This is a genomic window from Yoonia sp. MH D7 (assembly GCF_054439475.1).
On sequence record NZ_JBTJCF010000001.1, the window covers coordinates 1,354,490 to 1,375,843 of the forward strand.

At 53.5% G+C, this 21,354-nt stretch carries 18 protein-coding genes and 2 pseudogenes; 14 read left to right on the top strand and 6 right to left on the bottom strand.

Features of this window, described 5'->3' with window-relative positions; translation table 11 throughout:
• Positions 1 to 36: 36 nt before the first annotated feature.
• Positions 37 to 1,287, top strand: coding sequence for a tyrosine--tRNA ligase (gene tyrS, locus ACXLHR_RS06645; RefSeq protein ID WP_458790715.1), 1,251 nt, complete (start codon positions 37 to 39; stop codon positions 1,285 to 1,287).
• On the opposite strand, the gene ACXLHR_RS06650 is transcribed toward tyrS, so the two are convergent.
• On the bottom strand, positions 1,284 to 1,421 hold the full coding sequence (locus ACXLHR_RS06650) for a hypothetical protein (RefSeq protein ID WP_458790716.1): 138 nt from the start codon (positions 1,419 to 1,421) through the stop codon (positions 1,284 to 1,286). The genes tyrS and ACXLHR_RS06650 overlap by 4 nt on opposite strands.
• A 45-nt stretch (positions 1,422 to 1,466) precedes the next feature.
• Between ACXLHR_RS06650 and ACXLHR_RS06655 the strand changes: the two genes are divergently transcribed.
• The 5 genes from ACXLHR_RS06655 to ACXLHR_RS06675 all read left to right on the top strand — a co-directional run bounded on the left by ACXLHR_RS06655 (position 1,467) and on the right by ACXLHR_RS06675 (position 5,389).
• Positions 1,467 to 2,234, top strand: a complete 768-nt coding sequence (locus ACXLHR_RS06655) for a GNAT family N-acetyltransferase (RefSeq protein ID WP_458790717.1) — start codon at positions 1,467 to 1,469, stop codon at positions 2,232 to 2,234.
• 153 nt (positions 2,235 to 2,387) lie between these two features.
• Positions 2,388 to 2,765 carry a Fur family transcriptional regulator gene (locus ACXLHR_RS06660; RefSeq protein WP_458792492.1) on the top strand — a complete coding sequence of 126 codons (378 nt, stop codon included), beginning with the start codon at positions 2,388 to 2,390 and terminating at the stop codon, positions 2,763 to 2,765.
• Positions 2,758 to 3,678: a DMT family transporter gene (locus ACXLHR_RS06665; protein ID WP_458790718.1), complete on the top strand. Its 921-nt coding sequence runs from the start codon at positions 2,758 to 2,760 to the stop codon at positions 3,676 to 3,678. The genes ACXLHR_RS06660 and ACXLHR_RS06665 overlap by 8 nt, the downstream gene beginning before the upstream one ends.
• Positions 3,679 to 3,689: 11 nt before the next feature.
• Positions 3,690 to 4,967: a phosphopyruvate hydratase gene (eno, locus tag ACXLHR_RS06670; RefSeq protein ID WP_458790719.1), complete on the top strand. Its 1,278-nt coding sequence runs from the start codon at positions 3,690 to 3,692 to the stop codon at positions 4,965 to 4,967.
• Positions 4,967 to 5,389 carry a cupin domain-containing protein gene (locus tag ACXLHR_RS06675; RefSeq protein ID WP_458790720.1) on the top strand — a complete coding sequence of 141 codons (423 nt, stop codon included), beginning with the start codon at positions 4,967 to 4,969 and terminating at the stop codon, positions 5,387 to 5,389. Before eno ends, ACXLHR_RS06675 begins: the two co-directional genes overlap by 1 nt.
• A gap of 3 nt (positions 5,390 to 5,392) precedes the next feature.
• Here the strand turns inward: ACXLHR_RS06675 and ACXLHR_RS06680 are convergent, their stop codons facing one another.
• Positions 5,393 to 5,653, bottom strand: coding sequence for a hypothetical protein (locus ACXLHR_RS06680; RefSeq protein WP_458790721.1), 261 nt, complete (start codon positions 5,651 to 5,653; stop codon positions 5,393 to 5,395).
• A 368-nt stretch (positions 5,654 to 6,021) separates the two neighbouring features.
• On the opposite strand from ACXLHR_RS06680, the gene ACXLHR_RS06685 reads away from it, so the two are divergent.
• The 3 genes from ACXLHR_RS06685 to ACXLHR_RS06695 are packed head-to-tail and all read left to right on the top strand — an operon-like array spanning position 6,022 to position 11,493.
• Positions 6,022 to 6,885, top strand: a complete 864-nt coding sequence (locus ACXLHR_RS06685) for a cyanophycinase (RefSeq protein ID WP_458790722.1) — start codon at positions 6,022 to 6,024, stop codon at positions 6,883 to 6,885.
• A 45-nt stretch (positions 6,886 to 6,930) separates the two neighbouring features.
• Positions 6,931 to 9,732: a cyanophycin synthetase gene (gene cphA, locus ACXLHR_RS06690; RefSeq protein ID WP_458790723.1), complete on the top strand. Its 2,802-nt coding sequence runs from the start codon at positions 6,931 to 6,933 to the stop codon at positions 9,730 to 9,732.
• A 15-nt stretch (positions 9,733 to 9,747) separates the two neighbouring features.
• On the top strand, positions 9,748 to 11,493 hold the full coding sequence (locus ACXLHR_RS06695) for a Mur ligase family protein (protein ID WP_458790724.1): 1,746 nt from the start codon (positions 9,748 to 9,750) through the stop codon (positions 11,491 to 11,493).
• A gap of 98 nt (positions 11,494 to 11,591) precedes the next feature.
• Here ACXLHR_RS06695 and ACXLHR_RS06700 read toward each other — a convergent pair.
• Positions 11,592 to 12,078: pseudogene (locus tag ACXLHR_RS06700) on the bottom strand (integrase core domain-containing protein); the annotation flags it as partial.
• 240 nt (positions 12,079 to 12,318) lie between these two features.
• Between ACXLHR_RS06700 and ACXLHR_RS06705 the strand changes: the two are divergent.
• Together ACXLHR_RS06705 and ACXLHR_RS06710 are read left to right on the top strand one after the other, a co-directional pair.
• Complete coding sequence (locus tag ACXLHR_RS06705) at positions 12,319 to 13,371, top strand: IS110 family RNA-guided transposase (RefSeq protein WP_458790725.1); 1,053 nt, start codon at positions 12,319 to 12,321, stop codon at positions 13,369 to 13,371.
• A 16-nt stretch (positions 13,372 to 13,387) separates the two neighbouring features.
• Positions 13,388 to 13,524, top strand: a pseudogene (locus ACXLHR_RS06710) (IS3 family transposase); the annotation flags it as partial.
• Positions 13,525 to 13,612: 88 nt separating this feature from the next.
• Here ACXLHR_RS06710 and ACXLHR_RS06715 read toward each other — a convergent pair.
• The gene (locus ACXLHR_RS06715; RefSeq protein WP_458790726.1) at positions 13,613 to 15,988 is read right to left on the bottom strand and encodes a 1-deoxy-D-xylulose-5-phosphate synthase N-terminal domain-containing protein; all 2,376 of its coding nucleotides are present in this window, start codon (positions 15,986 to 15,988) and stop codon (positions 13,613 to 13,615) included.
• A 12-nt stretch (positions 15,989 to 16,000) separates the two neighbouring features.
• Positions 16,001 to 17,206: a methionine gamma-lyase gene (locus ACXLHR_RS06720; RefSeq protein WP_458790727.1), complete on the bottom strand. Its 1,206-nt coding sequence runs from the start codon at positions 17,204 to 17,206 to the stop codon at positions 16,001 to 16,003.
• 114 nt (positions 17,207 to 17,320) lie between these two features.
• Here ACXLHR_RS06720 and ACXLHR_RS06725 point away from each other — a divergent pair, with 114 nt between their 5' ends.
• On the top strand, positions 17,321 to 17,779 hold the full coding sequence (locus ACXLHR_RS06725) for an Lrp/AsnC family transcriptional regulator (protein WP_458790728.1): 459 nt from the start codon (positions 17,321 to 17,323) through the stop codon (positions 17,777 to 17,779).
• Positions 17,780 to 18,041: 262 nt separating this feature from the next.
• On the opposite strand, the gene ACXLHR_RS06730 is transcribed toward ACXLHR_RS06725, so the two are convergent.
• Positions 18,042 to 18,746 (bottom strand): SDR family oxidoreductase, encoded by a 705-nt coding sequence (locus ACXLHR_RS06730; protein WP_458790729.1) that lies wholly within the window; start codon positions 18,744 to 18,746, stop codon positions 18,042 to 18,044.
• Between the two features lie 98 nt (positions 18,747 to 18,844).
• On the opposite strand from ACXLHR_RS06730, the gene ACXLHR_RS06735 reads away from it, so the two are divergent.
• Both ACXLHR_RS06735 and ACXLHR_RS06740 read left to right on the top strand, forming a co-directional pair.
• Positions 18,845 to 19,714 (top strand): LysR substrate-binding domain-containing protein, encoded by an 870-nt coding sequence (locus tag ACXLHR_RS06735; protein ID WP_458790730.1) that lies wholly within the window; start codon positions 18,845 to 18,847, stop codon positions 19,712 to 19,714.
• Positions 19,715 to 19,966: 252 nt separating this feature from the next.
• Positions 19,967 to 20,842, top strand: coding sequence for a lysophospholipid acyltransferase family protein (locus tag ACXLHR_RS06740; RefSeq protein ID WP_458790731.1), 876 nt, complete (start codon positions 19,967 to 19,969; stop codon positions 20,840 to 20,842).
• Positions 20,843 to 21,354 lie beyond the last annotated feature (512 nt).

Sequence of the window (21,354 nt, forward strand, 5' to 3'; positions counted from 1 at the left end):
ATAGGGTGTCGGACACTTTGTGCAGGGAAAAATGCAATGACCTACCACCCAAAATCCGAATTTATGTCTGTTATGATGGCGCGCGGCTTTCTGGCCGATTGCACTGACTATCAGGGCTTGGATGAGGCGTTGTCTCAGGGTGTGGTGCCTGCGTATATCGGTTATGATGCGACAGCATCATCGCTACATGTCGGCCATTTGCTAAATATCATGATGCTGCGTTGGCTACAAAAAAGCGGGCATAAGCCGATTACACTGATGGGTGGCGGCACAACGAAGGTCGGTGATCCGTCGTTTCGTGCCGATGAGCGTCCGTTGCTGGATGACGCGAAAATTGCAGAAAACATTGCTGGGATGCAGCAGGTTTTTGCGCGTTACCTGGATTACGGCGATACCGCCACTGATGCGTTGATGCTCAATAACGCAGAGTGGCTGGACAACCTGAATTACCTGTCGTTTTTGCGCGATATCGGGCGGCATTTCTCGATCAACCGGATGTTGTCGTTTGAAAGCGTGAAGTCGCGTCTGGACCGCGAGCAGTCGTTGTCATTTCTTGAATTCAACTACATGATACTTCAAGCCTATGATTTTCTTGAATTAAATCGTCGCTACGGGTGTCTGTTGCAGATGGGTGGATCGGATCAATGGGGCAATATCGTCAATGGTATCGATCTGACGCGCCGTGTGCTTGAAAACGAGATTTACGGGCTGACCTCGCCCTTGCTGTCCACATCTGATGGTAAGAAAATGGGTAAATCTGCTGGCGGCGCTGTCTGGTTGAACGCGGACCTTTTGTCGCCTTATGAATTCTGGCAGTTCTGGCGCAACACGACGGACGCGGATACGGGCAAATTTTTAAAGCTCTACACCGAATTGCCTGTGGATGAATGCGACCGTTTGGGCGCGCTGGAAGGGTCAGAGATCAACGCTGCAAAAATCATCCTAGCGAACGAAGTCACATCTATGCTGCACGGGGTTGAGGCCGCGATTGCGGCGGAAACAACGGCGCGCGAAGTATTTGAAAAAGGCGGCGTTGGCGACGACCTACCCACCCTGACACTGACAGCCGATGAGTTAGGCGACGGCATGTCGATTGTGCAGGTCATTGTAAAAGCGGGCTTGGCGGCCAGCGGTAAAGAGGTCAAGCGCCTGATTGCTGATGGTGGCGCAAAGCTGAATGATAATGCATTGACCGACGCAGGACTGATGGTGACGGCTGCAATGCTACAAACCCCGATAAAGCTAAGTGCTGGTAAAAAGCGGCATGCGCTGGTGCAGTTGGGCTAAAGCCACAGCGCATCAACCAGCATAACGAGCACGCCAATCGGCAAGGTAACGATTGACGCAAAAATAGCAGCACCCAAAAGCGTCGGCCGCGCGGGTGCTGCTATACTGCGCGATATGATGCGATTCTTTTTCATCCCTTCATTAACCACCCATTAGGTTTATGATTGTTTAACGGGACCATGAAAATTGCACCGATCCAACAGCACATTCACTTTACATACGCACTGCAAGCCATTGGAGTAAAATCATTTTCTGGTGAAAATGATGTGCAACTTATGCGCAAAGGGCCGCTGCTGTTTGGAACCGGCATCCCCGCAGAGGCAGCACATCATGCGCGCAACAGCATGGGCCGCTGCGCATTTTGCGTTCTCAATACCGATAGCGCCGATGTTAAACCCGCAGGTTTCAGGCAGATTATGACCCCTGCGAGTGTCGCTGAAATTGATCTGACGCAGCCGCTTAATCCGCATGGAAAATGGCGAAATGCATTGCAAAAAGCGTTCAACAGCCCGCTCAAAACCATGCACCGCCCTTTTGATGCAGGCCGTGATACGTGGGTTTTCGCGGCAGACAAAGCGCAGCAGAAAGCCAAAAGGTTTCGTGCCATGCCCCACGCTATCGCGCAAATGTGGCCCGCGCGCGACACATTGCTCTCGACAGCCTCATTGCACGGCACACCCGTAGCTGCGATGCTATTCTTGCGGCATGGCGCGGGTGCGACGTATCAAGTCGGATGGGCAAATGCGCTTGGCCGCCAGCACAACGCGCACAACATGATCCTCTCGCAAGCGGTTGATTACCTTGCCAAAACGGGGCACCTTCGTCTTGATCTCGGAACGGTTGATACGGTGAATGCCCCGGATCTTGCGCGTTTCAAACTGCGGTCGGGCGCGCAGCTGCGTCAGCTTGGCGGCACATGGCTCGCCCTGCACCCATGGCGGCGCTAATACGGCGCAACTGCGCTCATTCTCTTATAAAATTGCGCCACTTGCTCTGGTCAACGGGTGTACCCCGCCTTAAACGGGAGGCAGCACATCTGAAAAGAGGTTGGCGTGACCACATCTACGATCCTTTCGCGCTGTGAGGCCCACGGGTTGCGCATGACCGATCAGCGGCGAGTTATCGTTGCTGTGCTGGAGGCGGCGTCCGATCATCCCGACGTGGAAGAATTGTATAACAGGGCCTCAAACACGGACCCGAATATCTCGCTTGCCACGGTCTACCGCACGGTGAAACTCTTTGAAGAAACCGGTATTCTGGAGAAACACGAATTCGGCGACGGTCGCGCGCGATACGAAACGTCCGACCGCGACCACCATGACCACCTGATCGATATGAACTCGGGCGAAGTCATTGAATTCATGGACCCCGACATCGAGGCGTTACAAGAAAAAATTGCAACAAAACTGGGCTATAAACTTATGGGGCACCGGCTAGAGCTATACGCCGTGCCGTTGAAATCGGGAAAAAATGGATAATATTCGCGGCGCTATCCTGATGGTCGTGGCCATGTTCGGCTTTGCCATTGAAGACAGTTTTATCAAACTGATGTCCGACGAGATTGCCACGGGGCAAATTCTGATCAGCATCGGCGCCTGTGGTGCTGCGGTATTTGCGGGGCTCGCCATGCTGAAAGGCGAACAACCCTTCGGGTTCTGGATGCTGACGGGCAATTCGGGACTGCGCGCGCTGTTTGAGGGAATCGCAGTGCTTGGATTCGTAACAGCACTCACGGTGGTGCCGATTTCGCTGGTGACAACCATTATTCAAGCAAGTCCGTTATTGGTGACACTTGGAGCCGCGGTTTTTTTCAAAGCGCCGGTTGGACCACGGCGTTGGATCGCGATCCTGATCGGGTTGATCGGCGTGTTAATCGTGCTGCGCCCTTTTGGAGATAGCTTTGAAGTGGCGGCACTTTTTGCTGTGCTTGGCGTATTTGCCATGTCCGGACGGGATTTGGTAACGCGGAATATAAAGAAAGAAATCAGCACCTTACAGATCTCTGTTATCGGATTTTTGGCAAGTGTTCCAGCGGGTATTTTGAGCCTGATCCTGTCGGGCGACAATTTGCAATTGCCATCAGCCCATGTCAATCTGCTAACACTTGGTGCTGTTACGATCGGGGTTCCTTCACTTTATTGCATCATCGCCGCCATGCGGATTGGCGATATCTCATTTGTCAGCCCGTTTCGCTATTCGCGGATCGTATTTGGCCTGCTTGCTGGCTTGCTGGTTTTTGGCGAAACCATCGACGGGTACACTTTGCTTGGGGCCGCAATTATCATAGCATCCGGCACATATACCCTGTTACGCGAGGCCCGTTTGCGGCGCGCTTCCAAAACCCGACAAACTCTCGCTATAGATCCCACTATTACCGCTAACACCCCATAGGAGCCTGCCCAATGAGCACGATCATCGATATCCACGCCCGCGAAATTCTTGATAGCCGTGGCAACCCCACAGTTGAAGTTGACGTTATTCTGGAAGATGGCACCATGGGTCGCGCAGCGGTGCCATCGGGGGCATCTACTGGCGCACATGAGGCCGTGGAAATGCGTGACGGCGACAAAGACCGCTATATGGGCAAGGGCGTTTTGCTCGCGGTCGAAGCGGTGAATGGTGAAATCGCCGAGGCAATTGTTGGCTTTGATGCGCTGGAACAAGTCGCAATTGACATGGCGATGATCGAACTGGACGGCACAGCGAACAAATCCCGCCTTGGCGCAAACGCGATCTTGGGCGTATCTTTGGCTGTCGCAAAAGCCGCCGCAGAATTTTCGGGCCAGCCGCTGTTCCGCTACATCGGCGGCACCTCTGCGCGCGTGCTTCCAGTGCCCATGATGAACATCATCAACGGCGGCGAACATGCTGATAACCCTATAGATATTCAAGAATTCATGATTATGCCGGTGGCTGCCGAAAACATCCGCGAGGCTATTCGTATGGGCGCGGAAGTGTTCCACACCTTGAAAAAAGAGCTATCTGCGGCGGGTCACAACACGGGTATCGGCGATGAAGGCGGCTTTGCACCTAACTTGAGCTCCACCCGTGACGCGCTTGATTTCATTATGAAATCTATCGAAAAAGCAGGTTACAAACCCGGCAAGGATATTTATCTGGCCCTCGATTGTGCTGCCTCGGAATACTACAAAGACGGCAAGTACGAGATGAAGGGCGAAGGAAAATCCCTGACCTCTGCCGAGAATGCCGACTACCTTGCGCAGCTTTGCGCCGATTACCCGATCATCAGCATCGAAGATGGTATGGACGAGGACGATTGGGACGGTTGGAAGATGTTGACCGACAAAATCGGCGACAAAATCCAACTGGTTGGCGACGACCTTTTTGTGACCAACCCTGCCCGTCTTGCGGATGGAATTGCCAAAGGGTCGGCAAACTCCATGTTGGTAAAAGTGAATCAGATCGGCACCCTGACCGAGACCTTGCAGGCCGTGGATATGGCGCACCGCGCAAGGTTCACTAACGTGATGTCACACCGCTCTGGCGAAACCGAAGATGCGACCATTGCCGACCTTGCCGTGGCGACAAACTGCGGTCAGATCAAAACCGGTTCACTGTCGCGCTCTGACCGTCTGGCGAAATATAACCAGCTGATCCGCATTGAAGAAATGTTGGGCGAAACAGCGATTTATGCTGGTCGCTCGATCCTCAAGTCGTAATGACCGCCGACCAGATCATCGCACAGCTAAAACTAGCCCCCCATCCGGAGGGGGGCTATTTCCGCCAGACCTGGGTCGGTGACAACGATGGCCGCCCTACTGGAACCTGCATCTATTTCTTGTTGAAAGGTGGCAAACCAAGCCATTGGCACCATGTCGATGCGGTTGAAATCTGGCATTATTACGCCGGTGCACCACTGATCCTGTCGATGTCCGCCAGTGACGAAGGCCCCGCCACTGACCATATACTTGGCCCCGATCTAACCACAGACCAAAAGCCACAACTAATTGTGCCGACAGGCCACTGGCAGGCAGCACGGACCACAGGTGACTGGACCCTTGTTGGCTGCACAGTCTCGCCCGGTTTTGACTTTTCGGGGTTCACTCTGGCAGCCCCGGGCTTTGACATCCCGCGCGGCTAGTCCCTATTCCTCTTCAGGCACGGTGCCAAATCGTGCGAGAAACGTCGGGTCACTGACCTCACCGCTACCTAGATCTTCGCGTAACATATAGGCGTCTGCGCCGACGCAACCCGAACTACGGCTTTCGCGCTCTGCCCGCTCTTCCGCCTGCGCGGCTGTGCTATATTCTAGCACCTTATCTACCTGCAAACCGCCGCCTTTTTTGGCCAAGTAAGTCTGGCAAATAAAATGCAGCTTTTCCGTCGTGTCCTGATTATCCTTCATGATCTTTCCTTTGATTGAGATCGAGAACAAAATAAGAACAATTAAACCCATTCGCAAGCGAATTTAGCTGTAACTTAAACCTCATACAAAAATGCGCCTGATACCTGTAAATCGACACAGCAAAACCCGCAGCTCCTCGACAGGCCGCTGGCATCATCCGTTAAACTCACTTTATGCAGTTAAAGAACATCCGCCTGACGCGCTTTGCAGTTGCGCAGCGAGCAAGACGGCCCCAAAGAGATTGGGCCGCATGACAACGACATAAAGCGGTTTTGGCGTGTTACTATTGTCCGCCCGATGCCATATGTTTGCGATGTGCCATTGCAACACCTGCTTTAGACCAAGTTATTCAAAGGAAATGAGTTCATATGTGCCCAGCATCATTGGTGGAGGAAAGTGATCGTGGATTTATTATCCCGATCGGAGGCGGTGAGGATCGCGTTAAGGAAATGCAGATTCATCGCAAGTTCGTAGAGCTTTCTGGCGGTGCAGATGCCTATATCGTGGTGATACCAACGGCCTCGATGCTTGATGAGACAGGCAATGACTACAACCGCATCTTTTCTAATCTGGGTGCAGGTAAAGTCGACTTTCTCCCGATCACGCAGCGTTCGGACTGTGACAATCCCGACTTTTTAAAGATGTTGGATAGTGCCACGGGTATATTCATCACCGGCGGCAACCAGTTACGTTTATCCGCCATTTTGGGTGGAACGCTTTTGGTGACCAAGATCAGGCGGCAAAACGCGGGTGGCGTACCTGTCGCAGGGACGTCTGCTGGCGCGTCGATTATGTCCGAGCATATGGTTGCGGGTGGTCAAGCCAATGGCGCGCCTGCCGAAGGGACTGTCACACTTGCCCCTGGCATGGGTTTGACCAATGCGGTCATTATCGACCAGCATTTCACCCAGCGAAACCGGATGGGGCGTCTGCTTACGGCAACATCGTTCAATCCGTTTCTTATCGGTTTGGGCATCGACGAAGACACTGCGGCGTTCATCGGCCCTGATAACGTGTTGGAAGTGGTAGGCAGCGGCACCGTTACGGTCGTTGACGCAAGCCAGCTGACGCATTCGTCAATGTGGGATGCACGACCGGGCGAAGCACTTAGCTTGATCGGCTTGCGCCTTGACGTCTTGGGCGAAGGGTGCCGTTATGATCTTAAGGCGCACATCGGGTATCCACCACCGGAACGATTGGCGCATTTCGACGTCACGAACGAAGACGACTGAAAAACTTGCTTGCGCCCAACATCATCAATCCCATGAGGTCACAATTTGAAAATAGTCTCAACGAATGTCTTTGTCGGCCCGAATACATGGGCAAGTTTTCCGGTCATTCGTCACGTTGTTGATCTAGGAGTATTGGAAGATTGGCCCTCGGCGAAAATTGGATCCGGGTTCATCGACAATCTGGTCGCAGCCCTGCCAAATCTTTCGGACCACGGCTGTTCTTATGGCGAAGCGGGTGGTTTCTTGCGGCGATTGCGCGAGGATGAAGGCACGTGGATGGGTCATATTCTCGAGCATTGTGCCATTGAGGTGCAGAATGTCGCGGGCACCGATGTCACATTCGGGCGGACACGTGGCACGGGCAAGCCCGGGCATTACAACATGGTCTACTCTTACCGGCAGCAGGACGTGGGACTGGCCGCGGGCGAGCTTGCATTGCGGTTGCTCATGCATCTTTTGCCAAAGTCGCTGCAAGAAAAAACCGACTATGATTACGATGCCACATTCGATTGGCCCGCAGAATTGCGTCGTTTCGTGTTGCACGCGCAGCGCAAAGAATTCGGTCCCTCAACAGAGTCGTTGGTAAAGGCGGCACAAGATCGGGATATTCCGTGGATCAGGCTCAATGAAAGTTCCCTTGTCCAGTTTGGTCACGGAAAATATCAACGGCGCATTCAGGCCACGATTACGTCCGAAACCAAACATATCGCAGTCGAGATATCGTGCGACAAAGAAGACACCCATAATCTGCTAAACGATCTTGGCTTGCCTGTCCCGCAGCAGCGCATTGTTTATAGCCCACAAGAAGCCGTTCAGGCGGCGCATAAAATCGGTTATCCAGTGGTGGTAAAACCATTGGATGCCAATCACGGACGCGGCGTTTCAATAAACCTGACCAAAGATGCCGAAGTTGAGGCGGGTTTTGCCGAAGCAGAGCTGCATTCGAAAAGTGCCGCTATTCTTGTTGAAAGTTTCGTGACCGGTTTTGATCACCGGATGCTCGTTGTGAATAACAAGCTGGTCGCAGTGGCAAAGCGCGTGCCGGGCCACGTCATTGGTGACGGCAAGCATAATATTGCTGAATTGGTGGATATCGTTAACCTCGATCCGCGGCGCGGCATTGGTCACCAAAAAGTACTGACCTTGCTAGAGATCGACAATCAGGCCAATCGGCTGATTGCGGACGCGGGTTATACTGTTGATACCGTCCTGCCCCAAGGCGAGGTATTTTATCTGCGCTCTACCGCCAATCTATCCACGGGCGGCACGGCGATTGATCTGACAGATGTGGTGCATCCCGATAACCGCGATATGGCGGAACGTGCAATTATGGCGGTGGGTCTGGATGTCGGTGGCGTCGATTTCCTGATTGATAATATCACGCAGTCCTACAAGGACATCGGCGGTGCTATCGTTGAAGTGAACGCAGCGCCGGGGTTCCGGATGCATGTGGCCCCGTCAGAGGGTAAACCGCGCGATGTCGCGGGCAAAGTCATCGATATGCTGTTCCCCCAAGGACAGGAATGCCGGATTCCGATTGCGGCGATCACCGGTACAAATGGCAAGACGACGACCTCGCGCATGTTGGCGCATATTATGAAAACCAGCGGTAAAGTTGTCGGTATGACCTCCACTGATGGGGTCTATGTTGATGGCAAATTAAGCGTGAAAGGCGATATGACAGGGCCGAAATCAGCCCAGATCGTTTTGCGTGACCCCACGGTTGATTTTGCCGTCATGGAAACCGCGCGAGGTGGTCTTGTGCGCAGCGGTCTTGGCTATCAGCATTCCGACGTTGCCGCCTGCCTGAACGTATCTGCCGATCATATCGGGCTTGGCGGTATCGAGAGCGTCGCGCAATTGGCCGTCGTCAAGCGTGTGGTCATCGAGAGCGCCACAAAAGCGGTCGTGCTTAATGCCGACGACATCAATTGTCTGAAAATGGCGGATTACGCCGATGTTGATTCAATTTTTTATGTCACGGTAAACCCCGGTCATACGCTTGTGAAAGAACATATCAAGGCGGGCGGTAAAGCGATCGTATTAGAACCCGGCATGAGTGGCGATATGTTGACGATCTACGACAATGGGCTGCATATGCCTGTTCTGTGGTCACATCTGATCCCCGCGACGCTTGAGGGTAAGGCGATTCACAACGTGCAAAACGCCATGTTTGCGGCGGCTATGGCTTATAGTTTCGAGGTCGATCTGGACAACATCCGCCACGGTCTGCGCACGTTTGACACCAGCTATTTCCAAGCGCCGGGACGGATGAACGTCTTTGACGAACATCCTTTCAAAGTGATCCTCGACTATGGTCACAACCCCGCTGCGATGTCTGCGATGGCGGGCCTCGCCGACCGTCTGGACGTGAAGGGCAAACGTATTGTCGTGGTTTCAATTCCAGGCGACCGCCGCGATGTTGATATCGTTGATGCAGCGGGCACAATCGCAGGGCATTTTGACCATTTCATCTGTAAAGCTGATGACAACAGGCGCAAGCGCGGCCATGATGAAATCCCGCGCCTGTTCAAAGCTGCGTTGATCGCGCATGGCGTGCCCGAAGCTCAGATATCTGTGATTCCGGATGAAGAAGATGCGGTTGCCGCAAGCTTGGATATGGCGCAGCCTGGTGATCTTGTCATCATCTTTGGCGATAACAGTGCGCGTTGCTGGAAACAGGTGATCTATTTCAACGCGCCCGATCAGGCACCGCAGGCCGCATCAAATATGGTGAATTTCCAAGTGCCTGCGCCGTTTGAGGATATGAGCGACAGCGATCTCAGTATGGTGCGCGACGGGCGTGGTGTCAGGCTTGCGCGTGACGACGTAGAAGACGGTGACTGAACAAAGGCCCGCCATATGATTAATCCTGACGACCTTGAGACGGCCCTTGATATCCGATGGGCACAAGCGCCCCACCTGCGCATTGACCCCGTCAGGCGGCTGACGGGGCCAAGTATGATATGGGACCGGACTGGCGCGATCGTCGATGTTTACTTTGAAGACATCGAGACCACAGCGCTGTTGGCGCTTTGGCAATTTCACGCGCGGCGCGTAATGGATGCGCTTGGTTGGCACGATGAACCTATCACCTCCCGACCGTTTCAGGGCGGCGCCACCCTTGCGGTCTCTGCCCCGCAAGACCAGTTGTATTCCTCCGTCTTTGCTGTCCAAACCGCATGGCATTTCTGCGCCGCCGCGCTGTTAAACAGCGAACCTCGGTCGTTTGATCTCATGATCAAAGAGTTGAGGGCGGTAATGGCGCAAGAGGCCAATCCTGCGCTCATGGCGTTGGTCTCAGTCGCGGCCCAACGTGACGTCGATATTTTATGCGATGATGAAAGCGTCTCGATTGGTCAAGGGATTGGCTCGCGCACGTGGTGCATAACCGACCTCCCCTCGCCCGAAGATGTCGCATGGTCTGAGCTTCATGACGTGCCGGTCGCATTTATCACAGGCACCAATGGGAAAACGACGACAACCCGGCTTTGTTCTGCGATTGCCCGTATGGCAGGCTACACTGTCGGTCAGAGCTCAACTGATATGGTGCAGGTCGGCGATGAAATTCTTGATCGTGGTGATTATTCGGGTCCAGCTGGGGCACGGATGGTTTTGCGCGACCCTCACGTCGGGATCGCCTGTCTGGAAGTCGCCCGCGGCGGTATTTTGCGCCGTGGCTTGGCCACGCGTCGCGCCCGCGTGGCCGTAGTTACAAATATCGCCAAGGATCATTTGGGGGATTATGGCATCTCATCGCTGGCAGACATGACGCAGGTGAAATTTGCCGTTGCCCGCGCATTGTCGGCGGATGGCATTCTTGTCCTCAATGCTGATGATCCCAATATCGTCGAAGCGGCCAGAAACCTCACGACAGAAATTTGGTGGTTTTCGAGCGATGCCACATCCCCCCTGATCACCCAAGCACGCGCGCTGGGCCAGCCTTGCGCGTACCTTCAAGACGACACGCTGGTCTTCTCGAAAGGCTCCGCCGAGACTTGGGCAATCGCATTAAACGATGTCCCCGTTACCCTGTCGGGGGCCGCAAAACATAACGTCCAAAATACTCTCGCGGCGATCTCCGCCAGCACTGCCTTGGGCATTCAATCAGATATAATCCAAAAGGGATTATCCACCTTTGTGTCCGATCCAAAAAGCAACCCCGGCCGCTTCAACGAATTTACCTACAACGGCGCAAAGGTCATCGTTGATTTCGCCCATAATGCGCACGCAATCGCAGCCGTGTGTGAAGCAACTGCGTTAATGCCCGCAAACAGACGTTTCCTGATGTTAAGCCAACCTGGTGACCACTCGGATCAGGTTATAGATGAGGTCACGACAACAGCGCTCAAGTTTCGACCCGACCTTATCGTAATAGCAGAAATCGCAGACTATTTACGCGGCCGTGCGCTGGGCGAAACGCCTGATCTTATCAAAGCATCTGCCATCGCTGCGGGGTTTAGTGGCGATCATATAACGCCGGCAATCTCCCCCTCCGCTGGCGCAAAATTGATCCTCCAACAAATCCAACCAAACGACTTGGCCCTTTTATTGGTACTGTCAAACCGCGACGCGGTATTCGACTTACTGTCCGCACCCGTATATTAGCGTAGAGGCAAAATGTGATTTTGTCTCGCACCGCGATTTTGATTGACCTACCCCCCCAATCCAGCGCTACGGGAGTCCTTGCAGTTAATTCTTTGGCCTTAGGCCGCCATCTTGTCCATCGTCTGTCTCTGCAAAAACTCCATCGGTATCAGGTTGCCCAACGCTGAATGCGGCCTGCGCCAGTTGTAATCCTCCTGCCACCCTTCAAGCGTTTTGCGGGCACCGCGCAATGTGCCAAATAACGTTTTATTCAAATATTCGTCTCGAAGCTTGCCGTTGAAGCGCATCATGAAGCCGTTCTGCTGCGGTTTTCCCTCGCGATACAGTGCCAATCAACATCGCTCTCCTGAACCCATTTGAGGATCGCCATGCTGGTGAACTCCGTGCCGTTGTCTGAAACTATTGTCTTCGTTCTGCGATCACCTTGCCCAGTTCACCTGCAACGCAGAGACCAGACAGGGATGTGTCAGCCACCAGAACCAAATGCTCACGACTGAAGTCATCAACGATTGCCAAGATGCGAAACCTGCGACCGTCTCTCAGCGCATCGGAAACAAAATCCAAGCTCCAGCGTTGGTTTGGGCCATCCACTGCCAGGCAGCGGATGAGTGGAAAGGGAAATTGCTATGACTGTGAGTATGGTATTGCGGCTTGATGGCCTGACCCATGCTACGATTGACTGCGTGTCATTGCGTTGACGTGTCGACCGTCAAGTCGCCCCGGCAACGGGCGAGATGTGACTTTATAGGAGCCTGACGGTCAGCGTACCATCACAGTCCTGTCCCCTCGGATCGGTGCCTGGGCATTCTTAGCAATGAGGGCATCATGAAGACTACACATCCAATCATTATTGGCATCGACACACACAAAGCAACACATGTTGCCGTCGCAATCGATACGCAAGGCACCCGTTTGGCCGCATTATCTATACCCACCAATCCCAAAGGGTATTTGGAGCTGGAACGCTGGTCACAGTCTTTTGGGGACGTTCTAGTATTCGGAATCGAAGGGACTGGTTCGTATGGTGCGGGCCTATCCCGGTCTTTGTTGGCTCAAGGCCACAATGTCATTGAGGTCACACGACCAAACCGACAGCTGCGATACACGCAAGGTAAAACAGACAGTTTGGACGCAGAGGGCGCTGCACGATCCGTTCTTTCTGGGCAGGCAACAGCGCGACCCAAGACACAAACAGGGTCATCCGAAATGATCAGACATTTGAAGATTGCACGCGATACTGGCGTTAAATCACGCTCACAGGCGATGGTAACGCTGAAGACGTTGATCATTAATGCACCTGCTGATCTTCGGGAGGCACTGGATCCAATTCGAGGGAAAGTCGCGTTGATCCGGCATATTGCGGCCTTTCGGCCTGGCGATATCGACACGCCATTGGCCTCAGCAAAAGCCGCCATGCGGGCATTGGCGCGCCGGTGGCTGTGGCTGCATGAAGAAATTATTGCCCACGACAAGGAACTGGAACGCCTTGTCACCGAACGCGCACCAGACCTGATGGTATCTCATGGGATAGCAACACTGACAATCGCAGAGATGCTAATCCTCGTTGGCGACGACCCAACGCGCATCCGTTCGGAAGCAGCATTGGCAAAGCTCTGCGGTGTTTGCCCAATCCCAGCTTCCAGCGGCAAAACACACCGCTTCCGGTTAAACAGAGGCGGCAATCGACAGGCCAACGCAGCACTCTATCGTGTTGCTATCGTTAGAATGCGAAGCCACCAACCGAAACTTGCATATGTCAAGAAACGCACGAAAGACGGGAAGAGCAAAAGCGAGATAATTCGATGCCTGAAACGCTACATCGTCCGCGAAATCTACAGCCAGCTCTGTGTATCGAAAACAGATCAAATCGCAACTTGACGAATATAGGAGCTTCAATGCTGCCGTTGAAACGTTCTTCAAAACCATCAAGGCAGAACTGATCTGGCGGGACACATGGAACACACGCAGACATGCTGAGATGGCGATCTCGAATACATCAACGGCTTCTATAACCCGCGCCGCCGCTGCTCAGTTCGGCAGCACGCGACGTTTTCAACCGCAGCTAAAGTTAGCAAAGAGCCCAATCAACCAAATGCTGCAGCAATCTCCTTGGCTGCGTCTACCCAACGCTGTTGAAGTGTGGAATCTTCGCGCCAAGGGACAGCTCACTTGCGGACCTGACCAACGCGTCGGCGTCGATCCGAAAGTGCCTGTATAGGTCAGCAATAGAGCCCGTTTGCCCGAAGTGCTCTACCCCGTGCGAGATCGTTTGATGCCCCCAAACACCACCGAGCCATGACAGTGTGGCGGGATGGCCGTCGATGACGGTGATCATCACGCAGTTTCGTGGCAGGCCTTGCAGTAAGGTTTCGATATGCGAGGCGGCAGCTTTATTGCCATTTGCCCGCGCCCGTTGTGCGGCCGTCCAGCCTGCGTTCAAGCGGTCAGCGGATGTCACGGCAAGGACGCCGACGTCGCGGCGGCCTTCGCCTATCTTGCCCGCTGCTTTTATTGCTTCTGGGGCAACTGCGCCTTGGTAGGCGATGACCACTTCGCAGTTTGGGCCAGGTTCGCGTAGCCAGTAAGCCCCATCAATTGCACCCTGTTTATAAGCATCATTGACGCGCTTGCCGGGCTGTTCAATCGGATTGGTGGTCAGACGCAAATAAACCGATCCTCCGGTTTCGTCCCGCAGCCATGTGCGTTCGTCCGGATCGCCATCGCCATCTTTTTGCAAGTGGTTGAACGACCATTCCATGATCACGGCCAACTCGTCGGCAAAGGCAGGTTCGAACGCGGCAAGGCCGTCTTGGGACATTCCAATTAACGGAGACGCTATGGATTGGTGTGCGCCACCCTCATATGACAGCGTCACGCCCGACGGCGTGCCGACGATCATAAATCGTGCGTCTTGGTAGCAAGCGTAGTTCAGTGCATCCAAGCCACGGGATACGAAAGGATCGTAAACTGTACCAATGGGGATCAGGCGTTTTCCAAAGAGCGAATGCGACAGGCCAGCGGCGGCCAAAAGCAGGAATAAGTTCATCTCTGCTATGCCCAACTCGATGTGCTGGCCTTCTGGGGTAAATTCCCATTTCGCGGTCGATGGGATGTTTTCAGTTTTGAATGTGTCTTCTTGGTGATCGCGCGCGAACAGCTTGCGTCGGTTCACCCAAGGACCAAGGTTGGTTGTACCGGTTACGTCAGGCGAGGTGGTCACGATCCGTTCGGCCAAATCGCTGTCACCTTTGGAAAGGGTATCAAGAATTTTGCCAAACGCCATTTGGGTCGATATTTCCCGATCTGAGGTGATATCAATGATCGGTACGTCAATGACGTCATCACTGTAGCGACGCGAGCCTTTAGCAAAGAACGGCGTCTTTGCTAGCTCGGTCTCAAATACGGTGGGATCGGTAATGGTCGCGAATTTGTCCCACTCCTGACCCTTTGGCACACCCATGTGTTTTTGCCATTCACCCATCTGGGTTTTGTTCATCAGGCCGCCATGGTTGTCTTTGTGACCCGCGATCGGTGTGCCCCAACCTTTGATGGTATAGGCTAGAAAGCAAACAGGACGGTCGTGATCGACAGAAGCGAAAGTATCGGCCATCGTCTGCACGCAGTTGCCACCTAGGTTTTCCATCAACTCGGCAAGTTCCGCATCACTGCGCCGTTCAATCAATGCCGTGACATCGCCCTGATCCCCAAGCGCATCCATCAGGCGTTCGCGCCAAACCGCACCACCCATGAAGGTCAGCGCAGAGTACAACTGGTTCGGACAATCATCGATCCACTGGCGTAGTTTTTCACCTCCAGATTCCTCGAACGCCGCGCGTTGTAGGTGGCCGTATTTAACGCGGACAACATCCCAACCAAAGGCGTCAAAAATTTGCTCGACGCGTTTGAATAATCCTTCGCGCACAACGCCATCAAGCGATTGACGGTTATAATCGATGATCCACCAACAGTTGCGCAGATCGTTCTTCCAGCCCTCTTGTAGTGCTTCGTAGATATTACCTTCGTCCAGCTCCGCATCACCGACAAGCGCAATCATACGGCCCATTTTCTGGTCACTGCCCCATGACTTGGCTTTGATGTAATCTTGCACAATTGATGCAAACGACGTCACTGCAACGCCAAGTCCCACCGAGCCAGTCGAAAAATCGACATCGTCAATGTCCTTGGTGCGCGATGGATAACTTTGCACGCCGCCATAACCGCGGAAGTTCTCCATTCTTTCACGCGTCTGGTTGCCCATCAGATACTGGATCGCATGGAAAATCGGCGAAGCATGCGGTTTGACTGCAACCCGATCTTCAGGCCGCAAAGTCTGGAAATATAGTGCCGTCATGATCGAAACCATCGACGCTGATGACGCCTGATGCCCACCCACCTTAATGCCATCCATTTTGGGACGGATATGGTTGGCATTGTGGATCATCCAATGAGACAGCCACAAAAGACGCTGCTCGATGGATTTAAGGTGCGTGGACATAATGGAATTCCTTTAGGCAGCGTTTTGAACAGTAGACTTGGGCAAAGCTTGCGCAAGATCGGCAATCAGGTCGTCCACGCCTTCAAGGCCAATTGACAGGCGCACAAGACCTTCGCTGATGCCGTGTTCGGCCAGTTCTTGGGTGGAATAGGTCGAGTGGGTCATGCTGGCGGGATGCTGCACCAATGTCTCGGCGTCGCCCAACGATACTGCGCGTGACACCAGTTCGAGCTTGTTCATCATCGCGATACCGGCCTGTTTTCCGCCAATCAGCTCAAAGGCAATCATGCCACCAAACTGGGACATCTGTTGTTTGGCAAGATCATGTTGCTCGAAACTTTCCAAGCCCGGATACCAGACCTTTTGCACGGCAGGTGACGCCTCTAGCATCGCGGCGATCGTGGCGGCACTGCTGCAATGACGATCCATGCGCAACTCGAGCGTTTTTATCCCGCGCAAGATCAGCATCGCGTTGAATGGTGCCATCACAGCGCCGGTCATATCCTTCATCCCCTGAAGGCGAATGTCAGCGACCAGCTCTGCGGAACCGACCAATAAACCAGCCACCACATCACCGTGCCCGCCGAGGTATTTGGTAGCTGAATGGACAACAATGTCAGCACCGTGCTTGATTGGTTGGGTCAGATATGGCGTGGCATATGTATTATCGACCACGACCTTGGCACCATTAGCGTGCGCGATGTCGGACACAGTCGCGATATCAACCAAGCGCATGTTCGGGTTTGCAGGGGTTTCAAAATAAACGACTTTTGTCTTTTCGGAAATTGCAGCGGTCAGGTTTTCAGCCTGCGTCAGATCAACGTGGGTAACTTTGATCCCAAACTTGGCCAACCCGTGATGCATGAACGAGAACGTGCACCCGTACAGCGTTTTGTCCAAGATGATCTCGTCACCCGGCGCAAGGAGCGTCCACAGGGCTGAGGTAATCGCACCCATGCCTGATGCCAAGGCAAGCCCGGCCTCGGCACCTTCCAGCACTGCGATGCGCCGCTCCAAAAGATCATTCGTGGGGTTCGAGATGCGAGAATAGACATGCCCTGCCTGTTCACCGGCAAACATATTCCCTCCAGCTTCTGCCGTTTCAAACACAAAGGTCGATGTCAGGTGTAAAGGCGGCGTCAAAGCCCCTTCGTTCTCCATCGGGTCGTAACCGTGGTGAATTGCCATCGTTGAAAAGCTGTTGGGGTGATTGCGCATGTTGTGGCTCCGTGAATGTTTCCTGAGTAAATTAGAACAGACTCACGTCAAACGGATTGCTAATGATACTTCATCTCGATACCAAATTAGCATATTATGCCAATGAGGGCCGAAATGGACGATAAAGACCGCCAAATCATCCGCGCATTGCAGCGCAATAGCCGAATGACGAATCAGGATCTCGCAGCTGAGGTGAACCTGTCACCATCACCCTGCCTGCGTCGCGTGAAGCTGCTGGAGGAAAGCGGCGCTCTTAAATGCTACACAGCTGACATCGATGCCGAGGCTTACGGTCTACCTGTGACAGTCTTTGTGCGGGTCAGTCTGACCGGCCATAACGAGAAAGTCGTCCAGCAGTTTGAAAAACAGATCAGCTGCGTGGATCAAGTTCTTGAATGTTTCGTGATGACTGGCACGTCTGACTACCTTTTGCGCGTGGTTGTCGCGGACCTCGGAGATTACGAGAATTTTGTGCGCAAACGCCTGCACCCCATCGGCGGAATCGGGTCTATCGACAGCAGTTTTGTCTACGGAGTGGTCAAAAAAACAGGCGTATTTCCACTGCTTGATTGAAGCGAAGTTGAGCCGGTCGTGAAACGGGTAATATAAAAATCGGACCTGGGCGCATACCACTGCGAATGACTGCTAACCCCCTTAGTGACAGACGTCACTCACGGCGCATTACAGATCCATATGGCCTTCGCAGCGAAAGTCGGCTTCGAGTTCACAGTGACTGACGCTGGGAACATTCAAGGGTCTGCATTTCCTGTCCTTAGCCGCTCCCCATTTGACTGCGAAAACCCGCCGATCCTGCGCAGCAGGTTACAAGGTGGCCTCAGACGGCACGGGTGAGCCCGCCATCAACACGCAGGTTTTGCCCTGTCATGTAGCCGCCGCCGTCTGACGCCAATAGGGATATCAGCGAGGACACCTCATCGGCGCGCCCGTACCGGCCCATGGGGATGCGTGCCTTGCGGTCGTCGGTTTCTGGTAGGCTGTCGATAAAACCGGGTAAGACGTTATTCATTCGGATATTGTCTGCCGCGTATTTGTCAGCATAGAGCTTTGTGAACGCCGCAAGGCCCGCGCGGAACACGCCAGAGGTCGGAAAAAGCGGGTCAGGTTCAAAAGCGGCAAAGGTCGAGATGTTGATGATTGCGCCGCTGCCCTGTGCTTGCATTAAGGGGGTTACCAGTCGGGTGGGTCGGATTACGTTCATCAGGTAAAATTCCATGCCTTGGTGCCAATCATCATCGCTGATGTCCAAGATCGGGCCTTTTGGGCCGTGACCCGCTGAGTTCACCAGCACATCGACACGGCCCCAGCGGTCCTGTGCACCCTCAACGAGCGCTAAAAGGTCATCGCTATTCAGGTTCGATCCGGTGACACCAAAGCCGCCAAGTTCGTTTCCAAGAGCCTCCCCTTTTCCTGACGATGACAAGATGCCGATCCTGAAACCATCTGCGGCAAGCCGACGCGCAGCCTCTGCCCCGATGCCGCTGCCGCCTGCCGTGATCAGTGCTACTTTTTCTACTGGCATGTCTGTCTCCAATTATTGATTGGTTTAAGTATACCTACAACCTGTGCGCCATTCGATTGAGAATTGATGTTTCCTGCCTGTAGAAATAGTATCGTCAAATGATCGATCTCCCCTCTCTCAATGCGCTGAGCGCCTTTGACGCCGCCGGACGGTGCCTCAGCTTTCGCGCCGCGGCCGACGAGATGGGTGTCACACAAGGGGCTGTCGCACAGCAGGTGCGTCAACTTGAGGCTGATCTTGGCGTCGTCCTTTTCGACAGATTGCCCAAGGGATTGGCCCTGACGTCTGTCGGCCGTGGGTATCACGAAAGGATCGTGAGTGCGTTTTCTGAGCTGCGGGTGGCGACAGCACTGCTCAAGCCAGAGCTGGGAAAAGTCACAATCAGCGTCACACCGAGCTTTGCGTCAAAGTGGCTCATCCCGAACCTGCCTGACTTTTCAGTGAGGCACCCTGACATAGATCTGCGCATACTGGCGACAGAAAAAGTGTCCAGCTTTCACAGCGACGGCATCGACCTTGCCATACGCCAAGGCGCGCCACCGTTCGGGGCTGCGCTGAATGCAACGCTCTTGTTCGGACAAGATGTAATCGCGGTCGCCGCGCCTAAACTATTGCATGCAGAGCAATTTCCCTTAAGCGCGACGGCCTGGTCGCTGTTGCCAAAGATCCACGACGCATATGACCTTTGGCCAAAATTCCTGGCGGAAATGGGGTTGGTTGACCAAAGCAAGCGTAGACTGCGCCTCAGCCAAACAGCACTAGCTGTTGACGCTGCTATCTCAGGACAGGGCGCTACATTGGTCAGTCGTTTTCTTGTTTCCGGCGACATCGCAGCAGGAACACTTTTAGAAATTGGCGCTTTCAAAACCGCCGAGACGCGGGATTTTTATCTCCTGACATTGCGCAGATCGACGCCAAATCCTGCGGTGGATACGGTTGTCTCGTGGATGATGTTGCGCGCCAAATAACTCGCATTCGTAGTTAGAATACCAATTGCGAAACTGAATGAACGGACATTTAATCGCTTGCCTAGACCTCACACCTTGTCCCGCTAACAACCCTTTGTAGCGATTGATGCCAACGGCGCAGCGGGCATATAGATGCGGCGCTTTCACTCTCAGAGCGAACCACAATGACACAATCCGTGATGGATATGATGCAGAGCAAACCGCTTTAGTCTTTTCGATTGGTATTAGCGTTTAAGCCAGTCATATAGCGCCATGCTTTCCATATCTCTAAAATCAGTTCTACATCACGTCAGATACTTCCCTTTATGGTCGGCGCTGACTGTTATTCGTTGGCGCGCCTTTGATTTACGATCGCGTGGGTTGGGAACGACATTTAGCGTGATCATGGGTTGGTTTCCGCCAGCAAAACGCCGGTTTGACCGTGAAGCCAAACGGGTATTCCCCGAAATGAAGCGCAGTGCGCGCACTAAGCTTGGTCAAAATATGGGCCTGCAAATGGGGCGGACACTCTTTGAGATTTATCACGACGCTGAGTTTCAAACCCAACACCACAAATTCAATGCATCAGGCCCTGGTCTTACTGCCCTGAAAGAGGCCCACGCGGCTGGTAAGGGAGCGATTATTGTTTCTGGCCATTTCGGCCAGTGGGAAGCAATTCGCGCCTCAATCAAAATGCATGGTCTTGAAAGTGGAGCTGTCTATAGACCAAACAAGAACCATCATTACGAACGCCGTATTCTTGCTGGGATTGAAGCAGGCGGTAAACCAATTTTGGCAACAGGCCGCGTCGGGACGAGAGCCCTTGTGAAACACCTTCGGGATGGCGGCATTATTTCCATCTTGTTAGATGAAAAGTATTCAGAAGGCGTGCGGATACCATTTCTTGGCCATGAAGCCCTCACATCGCTCTCTGCGGCCCAACTTGCACTTAAATATGATCTGCCCATGATACCTGCATATGGTCTTCGTAGTGATGACGGGAACGCATTTCGGGTGGATTTCGAGGCTCCTATCCCCCACACCGACAGTCTCACTATGACCCGTGCCTTTAACGACAGTTTATCTGCGCGGATCATGGCAAATCCAGAACAGTGGTACTGGATGTTAAGGCGTTGGGACGGCGTGTGATCTTCCTAAACTGTCTGACAGGTTTGGTTAGCGATAGAACTGTTTAGGAATATGCATCGTGCAGAAAGCAAAACCACCTAACTAACAAACAACACCGCGAACCAGCTGTCGTACCTATGTCGATCAAAATAGCAGCGTACCATCCATCGGCGGCACTCGCTCAAGAGAGACGCAAGAAAGTCCCTCGACTCGTCCCAAACATCAATGGCTGCAATAGCCGTGCCGCAGAATCCGGTATCCAAATTGATCGTAATGGTGGCCCCCATCAACGCCGCTTTCCAAGCAGTGAGCCAGCATCAACCGCTTTGCCACCCCTGCGCTGCTGCACGAAACGGGCGACAAAAACCAATCGTTATACCGACGCATCGGCCAGAAAGCCAAAGCACCTCCCCCACCTCACTACTGCCCAACAGACTTGCCTGAACAACAGGTTGACGTGAACACCTCCTACACCGCAGGCGGGATCACCGAAGATATTTCCCTCACAGGCATGACCGTCACCGGATCGGAAT